The sequence below is a fragment of the Leifsonia sp. KNZ12-8B genome (assembly GCF_056755495.1).
Genome location: NZ_JBPGXM010000013.1, coordinates 1 through 14,000, shown reverse-complemented (window position 1 = coordinate 14,000; position 14,000 = coordinate 1). Strand labels below are relative to the sequence as shown.

Genomic DNA, 14,000 nt, shown 5'->3' with positions numbered 1-14,000 from the left:
GCCGGAACGCGGAACCGCCGCCCACGAATGCGTGTGGGCGGCGGTCCGTAGTTCAGTGCTGGTGGCGGCTACCGGCGGTAGTTCGGCGCCTCCACGACCATCTGCACGTCGTGCGGGTGCGACTCCTTGAGACCGGCCGCGGTGATGCGGACGAACTTGCCGTTCTGCTTCAGCTCGGGGATCGTGCGGGCACCGACGTAGAACATCGACTGGCGGAGGCCGCCGACGAGCTGGTAGGCGACGGCGGCGAGCGGGCCGCGGTACGGGACCTGGCCCTCGATGCCCTCGGCGATCAGCTGCTCGTCGCTCGGAACGTCCGCCTGGAAGTAGCGGTCGCGCGAGTACGAGGTCTTCTTGCCGCGGGTCTGCAGCGCACCCAGCGAGCCCATGCCGCGGTAGTTCTTGAACTGCTTGCCGTTGACGAAGACGAGCTCGCCGGGCGACTCGGTCGTGCCGGCCAGGAGCGAGCCGAGCATCACGCTGTCGGCACCGGCGACGAGGGCCTTCGCGATGTCGCCCGAGTACTGGAGGCCGCCGTCCGCGATGAGCGGGACGTTCGCCTCCCGCGCCGCCAGCGACGCCTCGTAGACCGCGGTGACCTGCGGCACGCCCACGCCCGCGACGACGCGCGTGGTGCAGATGGAGCCCGGTCCGACGCCGACCTTGATGGCGTCCGCGCCCGCGTCGATGAGCGCCTGCGCGCCCGAGCGGGTCGCGACGTTGCCGCCGATGACGTCGATGTGGGAGGCGCGCGGCTCGTGCTTGAGCCGGCTGATGATGTCGAGCACGCCGCGGCTGTCGCCGTTCGCGGTGTCGACAACGATGACGTCGACGCCCGCGTCGACCAGGGTCATCGCGCGCTCCCACGCGTCGCCGAAGAAGCCGATGGCGGCACCGACGCGCAGGCGGCCCTCGTCGTCCTTGGTGGCGTTCGGGTACTTCTCGCTCTTGTCGAAGTCCTTGACGGTGATGAGGCCGCCCAGCTTGCCGTCGGCGTCGACCAGCGGCAGCTTCTCGATCTTGTGCTCGGCGAAGATCGCGACCGCGGCGTCCGGGTCGATGCCGACCGGCGCCGTGATGAGCGGCTGCCGGGTCATGACGTCGCGCACGCGGGTGGTCGAGCGCTCGAACGGCGACACGAACCGCATGTCGCGGTTGGTGATGATGCCGACGAGGGTGCCGTCGGCCTCCACGACCGGCAGACCGCTGACGCGGAACTGGCCGCACAGCGCGTCGACCTCCTCGACCGTGGCGTCGGGGGTGGTGGTCACCGGGTTGGTGATCATGCCGGACTCGGACCGCTTCACCTTGTCGACGTGCGACGCCTGGTCCTCGATGGAGAGGTTGCGGTGGATGATGCCGATGCCGCCCTGGCGCGCCATCGCGACGGCCATGCGCGACTCGGTGACGGTGTCCATCGCGCTCGACAGCAACGGCGTCGCCATCGTGATGCGCTTGGTCAGACGAGTGGACGTGTCCGCCTCGCTCGGGATGACGTCGGTGTGCCCGGGGAGCAGCATGACGTCGTCGTAGGTCAAACCGATGAATCCGAACGGATCCGGCTGGTCCATTTCACCCCTATCAGGTCGCGCAAGTCGGTGGATGTCTCATGGTAACGGGAGAACCTGGGCGCGTATTCCGAGGGGCTGGCACCGCCGCTTCGAGCACCGTCACCGCGACTCACGACGACCGGCCCGGCGGGCGAATCGATCGACGGCCGCGAGGATCTCGTCGCTGCGCCAGAACGGCCCCAGGTTGTGCTCGGCCTTCGACTTGACGATGCCGGCGTCCACCAGCGCCCGCATGGCCGGATACACATTGGGCTGCCTTACCCCCAGTTCACGCGCGGCTGTGGCGGAGTCGAGAACCGGTCGGCGGATGAGGATGTCGAGCACTCTCCACGCATGGCTGTCGCGCCGAACGCGCAGCCGGGAGTCCCATGCGGCGCGGATGTCGTCGATCTCGCCCACCAGCCGGCGAGCATTCCCCACGGCGCGCATGGACGCGTCCGCGAACGCCTGCACGATGGGTTCGAGCCGGCCGTTCCGGTAGGCCGTGAGCGCGGCATGGTATCCCTCGACGTCGGCGAGCAAGCCGGCGGATACCGGAACGGCGACACTCCGCGTGACTCCGCGGTGGCGCAGCATCGCCTGTGCCAACGCCCTGCCGGCGCGGCCGTTTCCGTCCGTGAACGGATGGATCGTCTCGAACTGCGCGTGCGCGATGGCGACGGCGACCAACGAGGAGACCTCCGGCCGATCGGCGAACGCCACGAGATCGTCGATGAGCTCTGGCACCCGCTCGTGACTCGGCGCGACGAACTCGGCGCCTGCCGGGCTGTCGGAGCGGGTGCCGATCCACACGGCCTCCTCGCGCCATTCGCCCGGGGTGTGATGCGGCTGGTGAGCCATCAGGACCTTGTGCATGGAGGCGATGGCCTCCGCCGAGATCTCCTCCGACAGGCCGATCGCGGCCTGGAGAGCCCGCGTGTTCGCCGCGATCTGCTCCGCATTCCTGCCGGTTCTCGCACCGAGCTCCGCACTGAAGATCGCGCGCGCCGACGCAGTCAGATTCTCGATCTGCGAGGAGGACGCCGCTTCGGAGCGCAGCAGCACCGGGGCGAAGGAGATGACGCGCGCGCCGAGCTCCGCGTCGAGTCGACTGAGCTCCCTGGCGGCAGCTTCGGCCTCGGCTGCGACGGCCGGCTCGACCACCGGGGTCCTCTCCGCGATGCGCGGAGGGATCGCCGCCCTGTAGACGGTCGGGTGCGACGCGCGTTGAGCGTCGGCCCCCCAGACCGTGCTGGGAGTCCAGCGCTTGTCCTCCCATGTCAGCGACGGCCAGCCTGTAGAGGTCATAACGCCGCCCTCCCGTTTTATGGACTAGTCGGTCAACTCATAAATCCGCAACCAGTTCATTATGCACTCCGGGGGTCAGTCCACCGCAGCGACGTCCAGCTCCACCGTCTTCCTCCGCCCCTGGCGCGCCGCGACGATCATGTCGACGCTCAGGATGAGCAGGGCGAGCCAGACGATGCTGAAACCGACCCATCGCTCGGGCGGCATCGCCTCGTGCAGCAGGAACACGCCCACCAGGAACTGGATGAACGGCGCGAAGTACTGGATGAAGCCCATGTACACGAGCGGGAGCCGGCGGGAGGCCGCGGCGAAGAACAGCAGCGGGACGGCCGTGATGACGCCGGCGCCGACCATCGCGACGGTGTGCCACGCGCTCACCGTGCCGAAGGTCAGCCCGGCCGTCGCCGCGACCACGATGAGCTGCACGATGGCGACCGGCGTGAGCCACAGCGTCTCGAGGGTGAGGCCGGACACGGCGTCGACCGTCGGCCCCACACGCTTCTTGATCAGGCCGTAGAAGCCGAACGAGAACGCGAGCACCAGGGCGATCCACGGGAACGACCCGTACCCGACCGCCAGCACGATCACCGCCACGATGCTGACGCCGACCGCCACCCACTGTGCGACCCGCAGCCTCTCGCGCTGCACGACGACGCCGAGGAAGACGGTGACGATCGGGTTGATGAAGTAGCCGAGCGCCGCCTCCACGACATGACCGCTCACCGTGGCCAGCACGTAGGTCTGCCAGTTGATGTAGATGAAGACCCCGGCGAGCCCCATCGTGAAGAGGATGCGCCGGTTGCGCAGCAGCGCGCCGAACCGGCTCCAGGACCGCGTCACCGTCAGCGCGATCGCGCAGAAGACGAGCGAGAACAGCACACGCCAGCCGACGATCTCCCACGCGCTCGCGGGCACGAGCGACAGGAAGTAGATGGGGAGGATCCCCCACAGCACATAGGCGGAGATCGCGTACGCGAGGCCGGCACCGCGGTGCTGGTCGAGGGAGGCGGGAGCGGGAGCAGCTGCGCGGGTCACCGCGGATGGGTCTGGCTGTGGCACTCGCACGAGATTACTCCGGACCGGGGACATCACGGACCCGTCCGGAGCCGACCCGGGAACGGCGAAGGCCCGGACGCGCGAGCATCCGGGCCTTCGTCAGAGCGGGTTCGTCAGCGGACGACGACCGCGAGCACGTCGCGGGCCGAGAGGACGAGGAACTCCTCGCCGCCGAACTTGACCTCGGTTCCGCCGTACTTCGAGTAGAGGACCTTGTCGCCGACGGCCACGTCGAGCGGGACGCGGTTGCCGTTGTCGTCAATGCGGCCGGGGCCCACGGCCACGACCTCGCCCTCCTGCGGCTTCTCCTTGGCGGTGTCGGGGATGACCAGACCCGAGGCGGTGGTCTGCTCAGCCTCGACCTGCTTGATGACGATGCGATCCTCGAGCGGCTTGATGGAGACCGACACGGTTGACCCCTTTCATGTGACGAACACTGTCTTGACAGAAGACTGGAGTTAGCAAACTCACACCGAGAGTGCTAACACGAGTCTAGGGGGTGCTTTAGCAGTCTCGCAACGTGAGTGCCAAGCGGTAGTTTGAGGGCATGGAACGGTCGGAACTCGTCGAGCTGCTGAGCACGGAAGGGCTGCGCCTGCTCGACTCGCTGCCGCCGTACGAGACCGAGAAGGACGTGCTGCGAATGGTCTCCGACCTCCGCAAGCAGGGCCACTCCCCCGGCCTGGTGGCCGCCGTCCTCACCCAGGCCAAGCTGCGGCGCAAGGCGGTCGCCAAGTTCGGCGACTTCGCGTCGCGCATGCTGTTCACAGAGGCCGGGCTGGAGCAGGCGACCCGGCTCGCCGTCGCCGCCCGTCACGCGGGGCGCTTCCGCACCGCCGGGCTGCGCCGGGTCGCCGACCTCGGCTGCGGCATCGGCGGCGACGCGCTCGCCCTGGCCGCGCTCGAGCTGGAGGTGACGGCGGTGGAGGCGGACGAGGTCACGGCCGCGATCGCCGCCTTCAACCTGGCGCCCTTCCCGACGGCGACGGTCGAGCACCGGCGCGCGGAGGACGTCGATCTGCGCGACATCGACGGCGTCTTCCTCGACCCGGCCCGCCGCACCGCGGGCCACACCCAGACGGAGCGGCTGACCGACCCCGACGACTACACGCCGTCGCTCGGCTTCGCGTACGAGCTGGCGACGGGCCGCTCCGTCGGGCTCAAGCTCGGCCCGGGTTTCGACCGCGACCTCATCCCGTCGACGGCGGAGGCCCAGTGGATCTCGGTCGACGGGCAGGTCGTGGAGCTGGGCCTGTGGTTCGGCGTGCTGGCCAGGCCCGGCATCCACCGGGCCGCCCTCATCGTGCGCGGCGACGCCGGTCACGAGCTGGTCGCCGAGTCCGACAGCGAGGACGCCGAGACCGGACCGCTCGGCGAGTACCTCTACGAGCCGGACGGCGCGGTCATCCGCGCCCGGCTCATCGGCGACCTCGCCCGCAGGATCGACGGCAGGATGCTCGCCGACGGCATCGCGTACATCACGTCCGACGAGGCGGTGGAGACGCCGTTCGCGGCGGGTTTCCGCGTGCTGGAGACGCTGCCCTTCGCCGAGCGCGACCTCAGGCGGGCGCTGCGCGAGCGCGGCATCGGCACGCTCGAGATCAAGAAGCGCGGCGTGGATGTGGACCCCGCAGCGCTGCGCAAGCGTCTCGCGCTCAGCGGCGACCGATCGGCGGCCCTGGTGCTGACCAGGGTCGCCGGACGGCACACCGCGCTGCTGGCCGAGCGGCTCTGAGCCGCCCCGGCCGGCGACGGCTCAGTAGTTGTACGTCGACAGGCTGGCGAACAGGATGGCCGCGAAGATCCAGAAGATGATCGCGATGGCCACGCTGACGAAGCCGAGGATGATGCCGGTCAGCCAGAAGCCGCGGGCCTGCGGCTCCTTGGTGCGGCCGATGAAGCCGAGGATGATCGCGGCGACGCCGAACACGAAGCCGATGCCCCAGGCGATGTTGAGGACGATGCCGATGATGCCGCCGACGAGCGACAGGATGCTGAGGATCGGCGACTTCGTGGCCGGCGCGTACGGCTGGGTGTAGCCGGGCGCCGGCTGGCCGTACGGCTGCTGCGGCTGGCCGTATGGCTGCTGGCCGTACGGCTGCTGCTGGCCGTACGGCTGCTGCGGCTGGCCGTATGGCTGCTGCTGGCCGTATGGCTGCTGCCCGTACGGCTGCTGCGGCTGACCGTAGCCCGGCGCGGGCGGCTGCTGGCCGTATCCGGGGCCGGCGGCGCCGGGCGCGGGAGGCGGCACGGGCGGGACGGCGCCGGCGTCGGGAGCGGGAGGCGGCACGGGTGCGCCGGTGGGCTCCGAGCCCGCGGCGGGCGGGACCGCGCCGTTCGGGGCGTCGGGATCCGTCGGGCCGGCGGGTGCGTTCGGGTCGGTCATTGTTCCCATCTCCTTCGTGGCGGCGCGTCGTCCGAGGAATTCCTTCCTGAGAAAACGCTGATCATACTTATGCTCCCAGCGCCGCCGGAGAGTGTCAACGCGCGTGTCGTTGCGTGGTCAGGGGACCTGGATCTCCGTGACCGGGAGGGTCGAATCCGCAGCGAAGTCGAGTCCGCTCGGTGCGTGCCCGGCCATGATCAGCTGCGCACCGAGGGCAGCGATCATGGCGCCGTTGTCGGTGCACAGCGAGAGCGCGGGGATGCGGAGGGCGACCCCGGCCTCCCGCGCCCGCTGCGTCGCGACCTCGCGCACCCGGGCGTTCGCGACGACGCCCCCGCCGAGCAGCAGCCGGGGGACGCCGTGCTCGCGGCAGGCGGCGATGGCCTTGCCGATGAGCACGTCGACCACGGCCTCGCGGAAGGACGCGGCGACATCGGCGACCGGCACCTCCTCGCCCGCGTCCTGGCGCTGCTCGACCCAGCGCGCGACAGCGGTCTTGAGCCCCGAGAACGAGAAGTCGTAGCGGTGCCGCTCCAGATCCTTCGGCTTCGTCAGACCGCGCGGGAAGCGGATCGCGGTGGGGTCGCCGTCGGTGGCCACCCGGTCGATCTGCGGCCCGCCCGGGTACGGGAGTCCGAGCACGCGCGCCACCTTGTCGAAGGCCTCGCCGGCCGCGTCGTCGATCGTCTCGCCCAGCAGCTCCACATCAGACACGAGGTCGCGGACGAGCAGCAGGGAGGTGTGCCCGCCCGAGACGAGGAGCGCGATCGTCGGCAGCTCGACCGGGTGCCCCGGCCCTCCGGCCGCATCGAGCAGGTCGGCGCCCACATGCCCGACCAGGTGGTTCACGGCGTAGAGCGGCTTGCCGAGCGAGACGGCGAGCGCCTTCGCGGCCCCGATGCCGACCATGAGCGCGCCGGAGAGCCCGGGACCGCTGGTGACGGCGATGGCGTCGACGTCGGCGAGCTCGATGCCCGCGTCGGCGACCGCGGTCGTCAGGGTCGGGGTGAGCGCCTCCAGGTGGGCGCGGGCGGCGACCTCCGGCACGACACCGCCGTACCGGGCGTGCTCCTCCATCGAGGAGGCGATCGTGTTCGCGAGGAGGGTCGTGCCGCGCACGATCCCCACCCCGGTCTCGTCGCAGGAGGTCTCGATGCCCAGCACCAGGGGCTGTTTCGTGTTCATGCCAGTGTCGTTTCGGGGGTCGGGACGGTCAGGCGCATCACGATCGCGTCGACGCCGTCCGGCTGGTAGTACCGGGGTCGCACCCCGATCTCCTCGAAGCCGAGGGCGCGGTACAGCGTCTGCGCCCCCGGGTTGTCGGCCCGGACCTCGAGGAACACCTCGCGGGCGCCGCGTGAGCGGGCCTCGCCGATCAGGGCGAGCATGAGCGCCCGGCCGAGCCCGTGCCGGCGGGCGTGCGGCGCGACCGCGATGGTCTGGATGTCGCCCTCACCGGAGCCGCGCGGCGCGAGCAGCCCCGCATAGCCGTCGATCCGTTCTGGATGCTCCGGCTCGAAGGCGACGAGGTAGTAACCGTGCTGCCCGGTCACCTCCGTCCGCATCGACCGCTCCGACCAGGCGTCGCTGACGAAGGTCGACCGCTCGAGCTCCATGATCGCGGGCACGTCGTCCTCGGTGGCACGGCGCAGCTGCCAGGCGGTCACGCGGAGACCCGCTTCGGTCCGGCGGACAGGGTCACGTCGGGCGAGCGCAGGTAGAGCGGCTCGTCGGCGTCGAACGGCAGCCCGTTGGCGTAGCGCAGCTCGGCGAGCATGCCGAGCCGGCCGGCGGGGACCGCCCATGCCTCGACGCGCTCGACGTCGGGATGCGGGAGGTCGTCGGGTCTGGCGAGGCCCGGGCCGTCGAGCCGCACCGGCAGCCCGAGTTCGTCGGCGCCGCTGTAGGCGGTCCAGTACCGCTCGCGTCGGCGGGCGTCGGTGACGATCAGCAGTGAACCCACGTGGCCGTCGGCGTAGCGCTCGTACGCGACGGCGTCGTGGCTGACGACGGGGACCAGCGGCTTGCCCGCGCCGAACGCGAACGCCTTGGCCGCGGCGATCCCGACGCGCAGCCCGGTGAACGGGCCGGGACCCATCCCGGCGACGACGCCCGACAGCGCGGACACCGCGACGCCGGACTCCTCCAGCACCGCGCGGATCAGCGCGCCGACGACCTCGGCGTGCCGCATGCTGTCGGTCTCGATGCGCTCGGCCAGGACGCCGCCGTCGCGGTCGACGACGGCCGTGCTCGTGCCGGCGGAGGTGTCGATGGCGAGGAGCATGACTCCAGCCTAGGCGGGATGCGGGCTACGCGGGATCGACGGGGGCGTCCGGTGCGGAGGTCGCGGCCGGCACGGCCTGCGTCCAGCGCGGGCCGTGGCCGGTGACGGTGACGTGACGCGGCTCGTCGCCGTCCAGGCCGTCGCTCTCCAGGTCGTCGCTGTCCAGGTCGTCGCTGTCGCGGTCGCCCGACTCGTCGGCCCCGGTGGGCCGCTCGATCACGACGTCGAGCCACGACTCGGCGACGCCGTCGAGCATCCCGCTCCCCCACTCGACCACGACGACGGCGTTCGCGAAGTCGATGTCGAGATCGTCGAGCTCGAGCGCGCTCGCGAGCCGGTAGGCGTCCACATGCACGAGGGGCGCCCCGCCGACCAGGCTCGGGTGCGTGCGGGCGAGCACGAAGGTCGGGCTCTGCACGGGGCCGCGCACCTTCAGCCCCTCGCCGATGCCGCGGGTCAGCGTCGTCTTGCCGGCGCCGAGCGGTCCGGTGAGCACGACGAGGTCGCCCGCGCGCAGCACCTGCGCCAGTTCGAGACCGAGCGCGTACATGTCGTCGCTGGTCGCGACCGTTCGCTGCACCGGCGGGTGGAGGGTCACCGCGCGCCTCCGACGTAGCTGTGCTTCAGCCTCCCGCCGAGCCTCGTGACGATCTCGTAGTTGATCGTGTCGGCCGCGGCAGCCCAGTCGTCGGCGCCGGGAACACCGGTCGCGGGGTCGCCGAACAGCACGACCTCGTCGCCGACCGACACGTCGAGGTCGCCGACGTCGACGACGAACTGGTCCATCGCGACCCGGCCCGCGATCCGGAACGTCCGGCCGCCGATCGACACGGGGGCGCGGTTGGAGGCGTGCCGCGGGATGCCCTCGGCGTACCCGAGCGGCACCAGCGCGAGCGTGGTCTCGCGCTCCGTGCGGTACGTGTAGTCGTAGGAGACGCCCTTGCCCGCCGGCACCCGGCGGACCGCGGCGACGCGGCCGCGGAGCGTCATCGCCGGCCGCAGGCCGAGCTCGCGCGCGGAGTCGGCGCCGAACGGCGACAGCCCGTACACGGCGATGCCCAGCCGGACGAGGTCGAACCGCGCCTCGGGGAGGCTGAGGGCCGCCGCGCTCGCGGCGATGTGCCGCAGCTGCGGGTGGAGCCCGGCGGCGTCCGCGCGCTGCAGCCCGCGGGAGAACACCGCGACGGCCGCCAGGTCTTCCTCCGGGGAGGCGTTGGAGAGATGGCTGAACAGCCCGCGCAGCACGATGTGCCCGCTCTGCTCGAGCTCGGCCGCCCGCGCGAACACCGCCTCCCACTGCTCCTCGGGGATGCCGTTGCGGCTGAGGCCGGTCTCGAGCTTGAGCTGCACCGCGACGGGCTCGTCGAGCCGGGCGGCAGCGGCCGCCTCCAGCTGCGCGAGCGACGAGAGGCCCAGGTCGATGCGCTCGGCCACCGCCTCGGCGAAGTCCTCCGCCGGGTCGTGCAGCCACGCCAGGATCGGCGCGTCGATGCCCGCGGCGCGCAGCTGCAGCCCCTCCGAGAGGTCGGCGACGCCGAGCCAGTCCGCACCGCCGGCCAGGGCGGCGCGTGCGCATTCGACGGCGCCGTGGCCGTACGCGTCCGCCTTCACGACGGCCATCACGTGCGGGGTGCCGACGACCTCCCGCAGCCGGGCGACGTTGTCGCGGACGGCGTCGAGGTCGACGAGGATCTCGCGGAAGCGGCCGGTCACGGCTCGCGCTCCGTCACCACGTAGGCGACCGCGACCCCGGCGTCGTGCGACATCGAGACGTGGATGTGCGCGATGCCGCGCTCGCGCACCTGGCGCTCGACCACGTTGTGCAGCACGAAACCCGGGTTCCTCTCCTCGTCGGGAACGATCTCCATGTCGTGCCAGCGCACGCCCTCGGAGCCGCCCAGCGCCTTGATCAGCGCCTCCTTGGCCGCGAAGCGCGCCGCCAGCGAGTGCACCGGCAGCCGGCGCTCGGCCTCGGTGAACAGCCGCTCGCGCAGCCTCGGCGTGCGCCGCAGCGACCGCTCGAACCGAGTGAGGTCGACCACGTCGACCCCGATCCCGGCGATCACGGCGTCACTCCACCGTGACGGACTTGGCCAGGTTGCGCGGCTGGTCCACGTCCAGGCCCTTGGCCGCCGAGAGCTCCATGGCGAAGATCTGCAGCGGCACGACCGCGAGCAGCGGCTCGAACAGCGGCGCGGCCAGCGGGATGCGGATGACCTCGTCGGCGAACGGCAGCACGGCGGCGTCCCCGGCCTCGGCGATCGCGATGACGCGGGCGCCGCGCGCGCGGATCTCCTGGATGTTCGAGACCACCTTCTTGTGCAGCTCGTCCGACCAGCGCGGGCTCGGCACGACGACGAAGACCGGCTGACCGGGCTCGATCAGCGCGATCGGGCCGTGCTTCAGCTCGCCGGCGGCGAAGCCCTCGGCGTGGATGTACGCGAGTTCCTTGAGCTTCAGCGCACCCTCCAGGGCGATCGGGTAGCCGACGTGACGGCCGAGGAACAGCACCGAGCGGGTGTCCGACATCCAGCGCGCCAGCTGCGCGATGGTGTCGTGCGCCTCCAGCACGGTCGCGATCTTGGCCGGGACCTCCTGCAGCTCCTCGATCGCGTCGCGCTGTGCGGTCTCGGACAGGGTGCCGCGGACGCGGCCGAGGTGCAGGCCGAACAGGTAGAGCGCGGTGATCTGCGCCACGAACGCCTTGGTCGACGCGACCGCGACCTCCGGGCCGGCGTGGGTGTACAGCGCGGCGTCGGACTCGCGCGGGATGGTCGCGCCCTGGGTGTTACACACCGAGATCGCCTTGGCGCCGGCCTCGCGGGCGTACTTGACCGCCATCAGCGTGTCCATGGTCTCGCCGGACTGGCTGATCGAGATGACAAGCGTGCGGTCGGTGAGCACCGGCTCCCGGTAGCGGAACTCGTGGCTCAGCTCGACCGTGACGGGCACGCGCGCCCACTTCTCGATCGCGTAGCTGCCGACCAGGCCGGCGTAGGAGGCGGTGCCGCACGCGATGATCGTGATGCGGTCGATGCCGATGAAGTAGTCGTCGCCGAGCGCGTCGAGCTCGGGGATGTGCACCGTGCCGTCGACCAGGCGGCCGCGCAGGGTGTTGGCGACCGCGTCCGGCTCTTCGGCGATCTCCTTCGCCATGAAGGAGGACCAGCCGCCCTTCTCGGCGGCGGAGGCGTCCCACGCGACCTCGAACGGCTCCACCTCGACGGGCGCGCCCGCGAAGTCGGTGACGATGACGGACTCGGGGGTGATCGTGACGATCTGGTCCTGCCCGATCGCCATCGCGCGGCGGGTGTGCTCCACGAACGCGGCCACGTCGGAGCCCAGGAAGTTCTCGCCCTCGCCCAGTCCGATGACGAGCGGGGAGTTGCGGCGGGCGCCGACCACGACGTGCGGCTGGTCCTTGTGCAGCGCCAGCAGCGTGAAGGCGCCCTCCAGGCGGGACACGGTGCGGCGGAACGCCTCCTGCAGGTCGCCCGTCGCGCGGTACTCGCGGCCGAGGAGCACGGCGGCGACCTCGGTGTCGGTCTCGGACTCGAAGGTGAAGCCCTCGTCGAGCAGCTCGCCCTTCAGGGTCGCGAAGTTCTCGATGATGCCGTTGTGGATGACCGCCAGCTTGCCGTCGTCGCCCAGGTGCGGGTGCGCGTTGCGGTCGGTCGGACCGCCGTGCGTCGCCCAGCGGGTGTGACCGATGCCGGTGGCGCCGTTCGGGATCGGGTGCTCCTTCAGATCCTCGGAGAGCACCGACAGCTTGCCCGCCTTCTTGGCGGTGCCGAGCGAGCCGTCGGGGGCGATCACGGCGATGCCGGCGGAGTCGTACCCGCGGTACTCCAGGCGCTTCAGACCGCCCAGGAGGACCTCGAGGCTCTTGTCGGTACCGACGTATCCCACGATTCCACACATGGACCCGAGTCTAACCGAGGGCACACCCTAGACTTGTCGCCTATGGCTGAGAACGGCGCCGCGCGCGGCGGATCCACAGGCGGCGGCGACTCCAGCACCCCCTTCGTCGAGCTCGGCAGGGCCGATTGGGCCGAGCTGGCGCAGAACACGCGCCTCCCCCTCCAGGAGACCGAGATCGTGCAACTGCGCGGCCTCGGCGACCCGCTCGACATGCGCGAGGTGGCGGAGGTGTACCTGCCGCTCAGCCGGCTGCTCAACCTCTACGTCGGAGGCACCCGGCAGCTGCATCGGGTCACGAGCGACTTCCTCGGCGAGCGGGCCGAGCGCACGCCCTTCGTCATCGGCGTCGCCGGGTCGGTCGCCGTCGGCAAGTCGACGATCGCGCGCCTCCTGCGCGAGCTGCTCTCGCGCTGGGACGACACCCCGCGGGTCGAGCTCATCACCACCGACGGGTTCCTGCTGCCGAACGCCGAGCTCCAGCGCCGGGGCATCATGGAGCGCAAGGGCTTCCCCGAGTCGTACGACCGCCGCTCGCTGCTGCGGTTCGTGACCGCGGTCAAGAGCGGTGCGGCGGAGGTGCGCGCGCCCTTCTACTCGCACCTCAGCTACGACATCGTGCCCGACGCCGAGATCCTGGTCCGGCGCCCCGACGTGCTCATCGTGGAGGGCCTCAACGTCCTGCAGCCCGCCGGCGGCGGCAACCGGCTGGCGGTCAGCGACCTGTTCGACTTCAGCGTCTACGTGGATGCGCGCACCCGCGACATCGCGCGCTGGTACGAGGAGCGATTCCTCAAGCTGCAGCGCGGCGCATTCGCCAACCCGAAGTCGTACTTCCACCGCTACGCCGATCTCACGGAGGAGGAGGCGCGGGCGCGTGCCGCCTCCATCTGGTCGAGCATCAACGAGCCCAACCTGGTGCAGAACATCCGGCCGACGCGGTCGCGGGCGCGGCTGGTCCTCCGCAAGGATGCGGACCACACGGTCAGCTCGGTGCTGCTGCGCAAGCTCTGACGCTCCGGATCCGATGTGGCATAAGAGCCACAGGCATGAAGCATTCATGCCCTGGTGCTCTGGTCATCCCTGCGCCCGTCGCGTAGTCATGAGGTATGTCGTCTCCCCGCTCGCGCGCCGCCGAGGTCTTCGGCCGGCGGGTGCGGGATGCACGCATCGCGCTCGGCATGAGCCAGGAGCAGATCGCCGGGCTGGCCGACATGCACGTGACCAACTACGGACGCGTGGAGCGCGGCGAGGCGAACTCGGAGCTGCACACGATCGTGCGGCTCGCGACGGCGCTCGACACGGACCCGGGCGAGCTCCTCGCTGGCCTCTACGGGCAGGGGATGCTGCCGGAGCGCTCCCGCGCCTACTCGGTCGCGGACTTCCTCGCGGCCCGTCGCGCCGAAGAGCGCCGCTGAACGCGCGTCGCCTAGCCGCCGAGCCCACGGAAAAATTGGTGGGTCATGGCGCTCGGGGGCCTTTTTTATGTGGTCGCGGG

Annotated in this window: 15 protein-coding genes; 3 read left to right on the top strand and 12 right to left on the bottom strand. The window is 71.1% G+C overall.

Going from position 1 to position 14,000, the window contains the following annotated elements; genetic code table 11:
• Positions 1-68 precede the first annotated feature (68 nt).
• The 4 genes from guaB to groES form a co-directional block, all read right to left on the bottom strand.
• Positions 69-1,571, bottom strand: a complete 1,503-nt coding sequence (gene guaB / locus ACR9ZG_RS03590) for an IMP dehydrogenase (RefSeq protein WP_481283451.1) — start codon at positions 1,569-1,571, stop codon at positions 69-71.
• Positions 1,572-1,670: 99 nt separating this feature from the next.
• Positions 1,671-2,714, bottom strand: a complete 1,044-nt coding sequence (locus ACR9ZG_RS03585) for a Fic family protein (RefSeq protein WP_481283450.1) — start codon at positions 2,712-2,714, stop codon at positions 1,671-1,673.
• Positions 2,715-2,933: 219 nt separating this feature from the next.
• On the bottom strand, positions 2,934-3,893 hold the full coding sequence (rarD, locus tag ACR9ZG_RS03580) for an EamA family transporter RarD (RefSeq protein ID WP_481283449.1): 960 nt from the start codon (positions 3,891-3,893) through the stop codon (positions 2,934-2,936).
• A 134-nt stretch (positions 3,894-4,027) separates the two neighbouring features.
• Positions 4,028-4,324: a co-chaperone GroES gene (groES, locus tag ACR9ZG_RS03575; RefSeq protein WP_301212289.1), complete on the bottom strand. Its 297-nt coding sequence runs from the start codon at positions 4,322-4,324 to the stop codon at positions 4,028-4,030.
• Between the two features lie 137 nt (positions 4,325-4,461).
• Between groES and ACR9ZG_RS03570 the strand changes: the two genes are divergently transcribed.
• Positions 4,462-5,649 carry a THUMP-like domain-containing protein gene (locus tag ACR9ZG_RS03570; RefSeq protein WP_481283448.1) on the top strand — a complete coding sequence of 396 codons (1,188 nt, stop codon included), beginning with the start codon at positions 4,462-4,464 and terminating at the stop codon, positions 5,647-5,649.
• 21 nt (positions 5,650-5,670) lie between these two features.
• Here ACR9ZG_RS03570 and ACR9ZG_RS03565 read toward each other — a convergent pair whose 3' ends face one another.
• From ACR9ZG_RS03565 to glmS, 8 genes are all read right to left on the bottom strand, one after another.
• On the bottom strand, positions 5,671-6,300 hold the full coding sequence (locus ACR9ZG_RS03565) for a DUF4190 domain-containing protein (RefSeq protein ID WP_481283447.1): 630 nt from the start codon (positions 6,298-6,300) through the stop codon (positions 5,671-5,673).
• A gap of 117 nt (positions 6,301-6,417) precedes the next feature.
• Positions 6,418-7,485, bottom strand: coding sequence for a tRNA (adenosine(37)-N6)-threonylcarbamoyltransferase complex transferase subunit TsaD (gene tsaD, locus ACR9ZG_RS03560; RefSeq protein WP_481283446.1), 1,068 nt, complete (start codon positions 7,483-7,485; stop codon positions 6,418-6,420).
• On the bottom strand, positions 7,482-7,967 hold the full coding sequence (rimI, locus tag ACR9ZG_RS03555; RefSeq protein ID WP_481283445.1) for a ribosomal protein S18-alanine N-acetyltransferase: 486 nt from the start codon (positions 7,965-7,967) through the stop codon (positions 7,482-7,484). The genes tsaD and rimI overlap by 4 nt, the downstream gene beginning before the upstream one ends.
• Entirely contained in the window at positions 7,964-8,584 is a 621-nt protein-coding gene (gene tsaB, locus ACR9ZG_RS03550) for a tRNA (adenosine(37)-N6)-threonylcarbamoyltransferase complex dimerization subunit type 1 TsaB (protein ID WP_481283444.1), read from the bottom strand. Before tsaB ends, rimI begins: the two co-directional genes overlap by 4 nt.
• 25 nt (positions 8,585-8,609) lie before the next feature.
• Positions 8,610-9,134 (bottom strand): tRNA (adenosine(37)-N6)-threonylcarbamoyltransferase complex ATPase subunit type 1 TsaE, encoded by a 525-nt coding sequence (gene tsaE, locus ACR9ZG_RS03545; RefSeq protein ID WP_481283482.1) that lies wholly within the window; start codon positions 9,132-9,134, stop codon positions 8,610-8,612.
• A 44-nt stretch (positions 9,135-9,178) separates the two neighbouring features.
• The gene (gene alr, locus ACR9ZG_RS03540; protein ID WP_481283443.1) at positions 9,179-10,297 is read right to left on the bottom strand and encodes an alanine racemase; all 1,119 of its coding nucleotides are present in this window, start codon (positions 10,295-10,297) and stop codon (positions 9,179-9,181) included.
• Positions 10,294-10,650: a holo-ACP synthase gene (locus tag ACR9ZG_RS03535; RefSeq protein ID WP_481283442.1), complete on the bottom strand. Its 357-nt coding sequence runs from the start codon at positions 10,648-10,650 to the stop codon at positions 10,294-10,296. Before ACR9ZG_RS03535 ends, alr begins: the two co-directional genes overlap by 4 nt.
• A gap of 4 nt (positions 10,651-10,654) precedes the next feature.
• Complete coding sequence (gene glmS, locus ACR9ZG_RS03530; RefSeq protein WP_481283441.1) at positions 10,655-12,505, bottom strand: glutamine--fructose-6-phosphate transaminase (isomerizing); 1,851 nt, start codon at positions 12,503-12,505, stop codon at positions 10,655-10,657.
• 42 nt (positions 12,506-12,547) lie between these two features.
• On the opposite strand from glmS, the gene coaA reads away from it, so the two are divergent.
• Together coaA and ACR9ZG_RS03520 are read left to right on the top strand one after the other, a co-directional pair.
• Positions 12,548-13,516 (top strand): type I pantothenate kinase, encoded by a 969-nt coding sequence (gene coaA / locus ACR9ZG_RS03525; protein WP_481283440.1) that lies wholly within the window; start codon positions 12,548-12,550, stop codon positions 13,514-13,516.
• Positions 13,517-13,611: 95 nt separating this feature from the next.
• On the top strand, positions 13,612-13,920 hold the full coding sequence (locus tag ACR9ZG_RS03520) for a helix-turn-helix domain-containing protein (RefSeq protein WP_481283439.1): 309 nt from the start codon (positions 13,612-13,614) through the stop codon (positions 13,918-13,920).
• The last annotated feature ends 80 nt before the right edge of the window (positions 13,921-14,000 follow it).

Bases quoted from the DNA above. Each gene is read 5' to 3' on its own strand.
- ACR9ZG_RS03565 (WP_481283447.1), bottom strand. From the start codon at position 6,300: ATGACCGACCCGAACGCACCCGCCGGCCCGACGGATCCCGACGCCCCG.
- guaB (WP_481283451.1), bottom strand. From the start codon at position 1,571: ATGGACCAGCCGGATCCGTTCGGATTCATCGGTTTGACCTACGACGAC.
- tsaB (WP_481283444.1), bottom strand. From the start codon at position 8,584: ATGCTCCTCGCCATCGACACCTCCGCCGGCACGAGCACGGCCGTCGTC.
- ACR9ZG_RS03520 (WP_481283439.1), top strand. From the start codon at position 13,612: ATGTCGTCTCCCCGCTCGCGCGCCGCCGAGGTCTTCGGCCGGCGGGTG.
- glmS (WP_481283441.1), bottom strand. From the start codon at position 12,505: ATGTGTGGAATCGTGGGATACGTCGGTACCGACAAGAGCCTCGAGGTC.
- ACR9ZG_RS03570 (WP_481283448.1), top strand. From the start codon at position 4,462: ATGGAACGGTCGGAACTCGTCGAGCTGCTGAGCACGGAAGGGCTGCGC.
- tsaE (WP_481283482.1), bottom strand. From the start codon at position 9,134: ATGTACGCGCTCGGTCTCGAACTGGCGCAGGTGCTGCGCGCGGGCGAC.
- tsaD (WP_481283446.1), bottom strand. From the start codon at position 7,485: ATGAACACGAAACAGCCCCTGGTGCTGGGCATCGAGACCTCCTGCGAC.
- coaA (WP_481283440.1), top strand. From the start codon at position 12,548: ATGGCTGAGAACGGCGCCGCGCGCGGCGGATCCACAGGCGGCGGCGAC.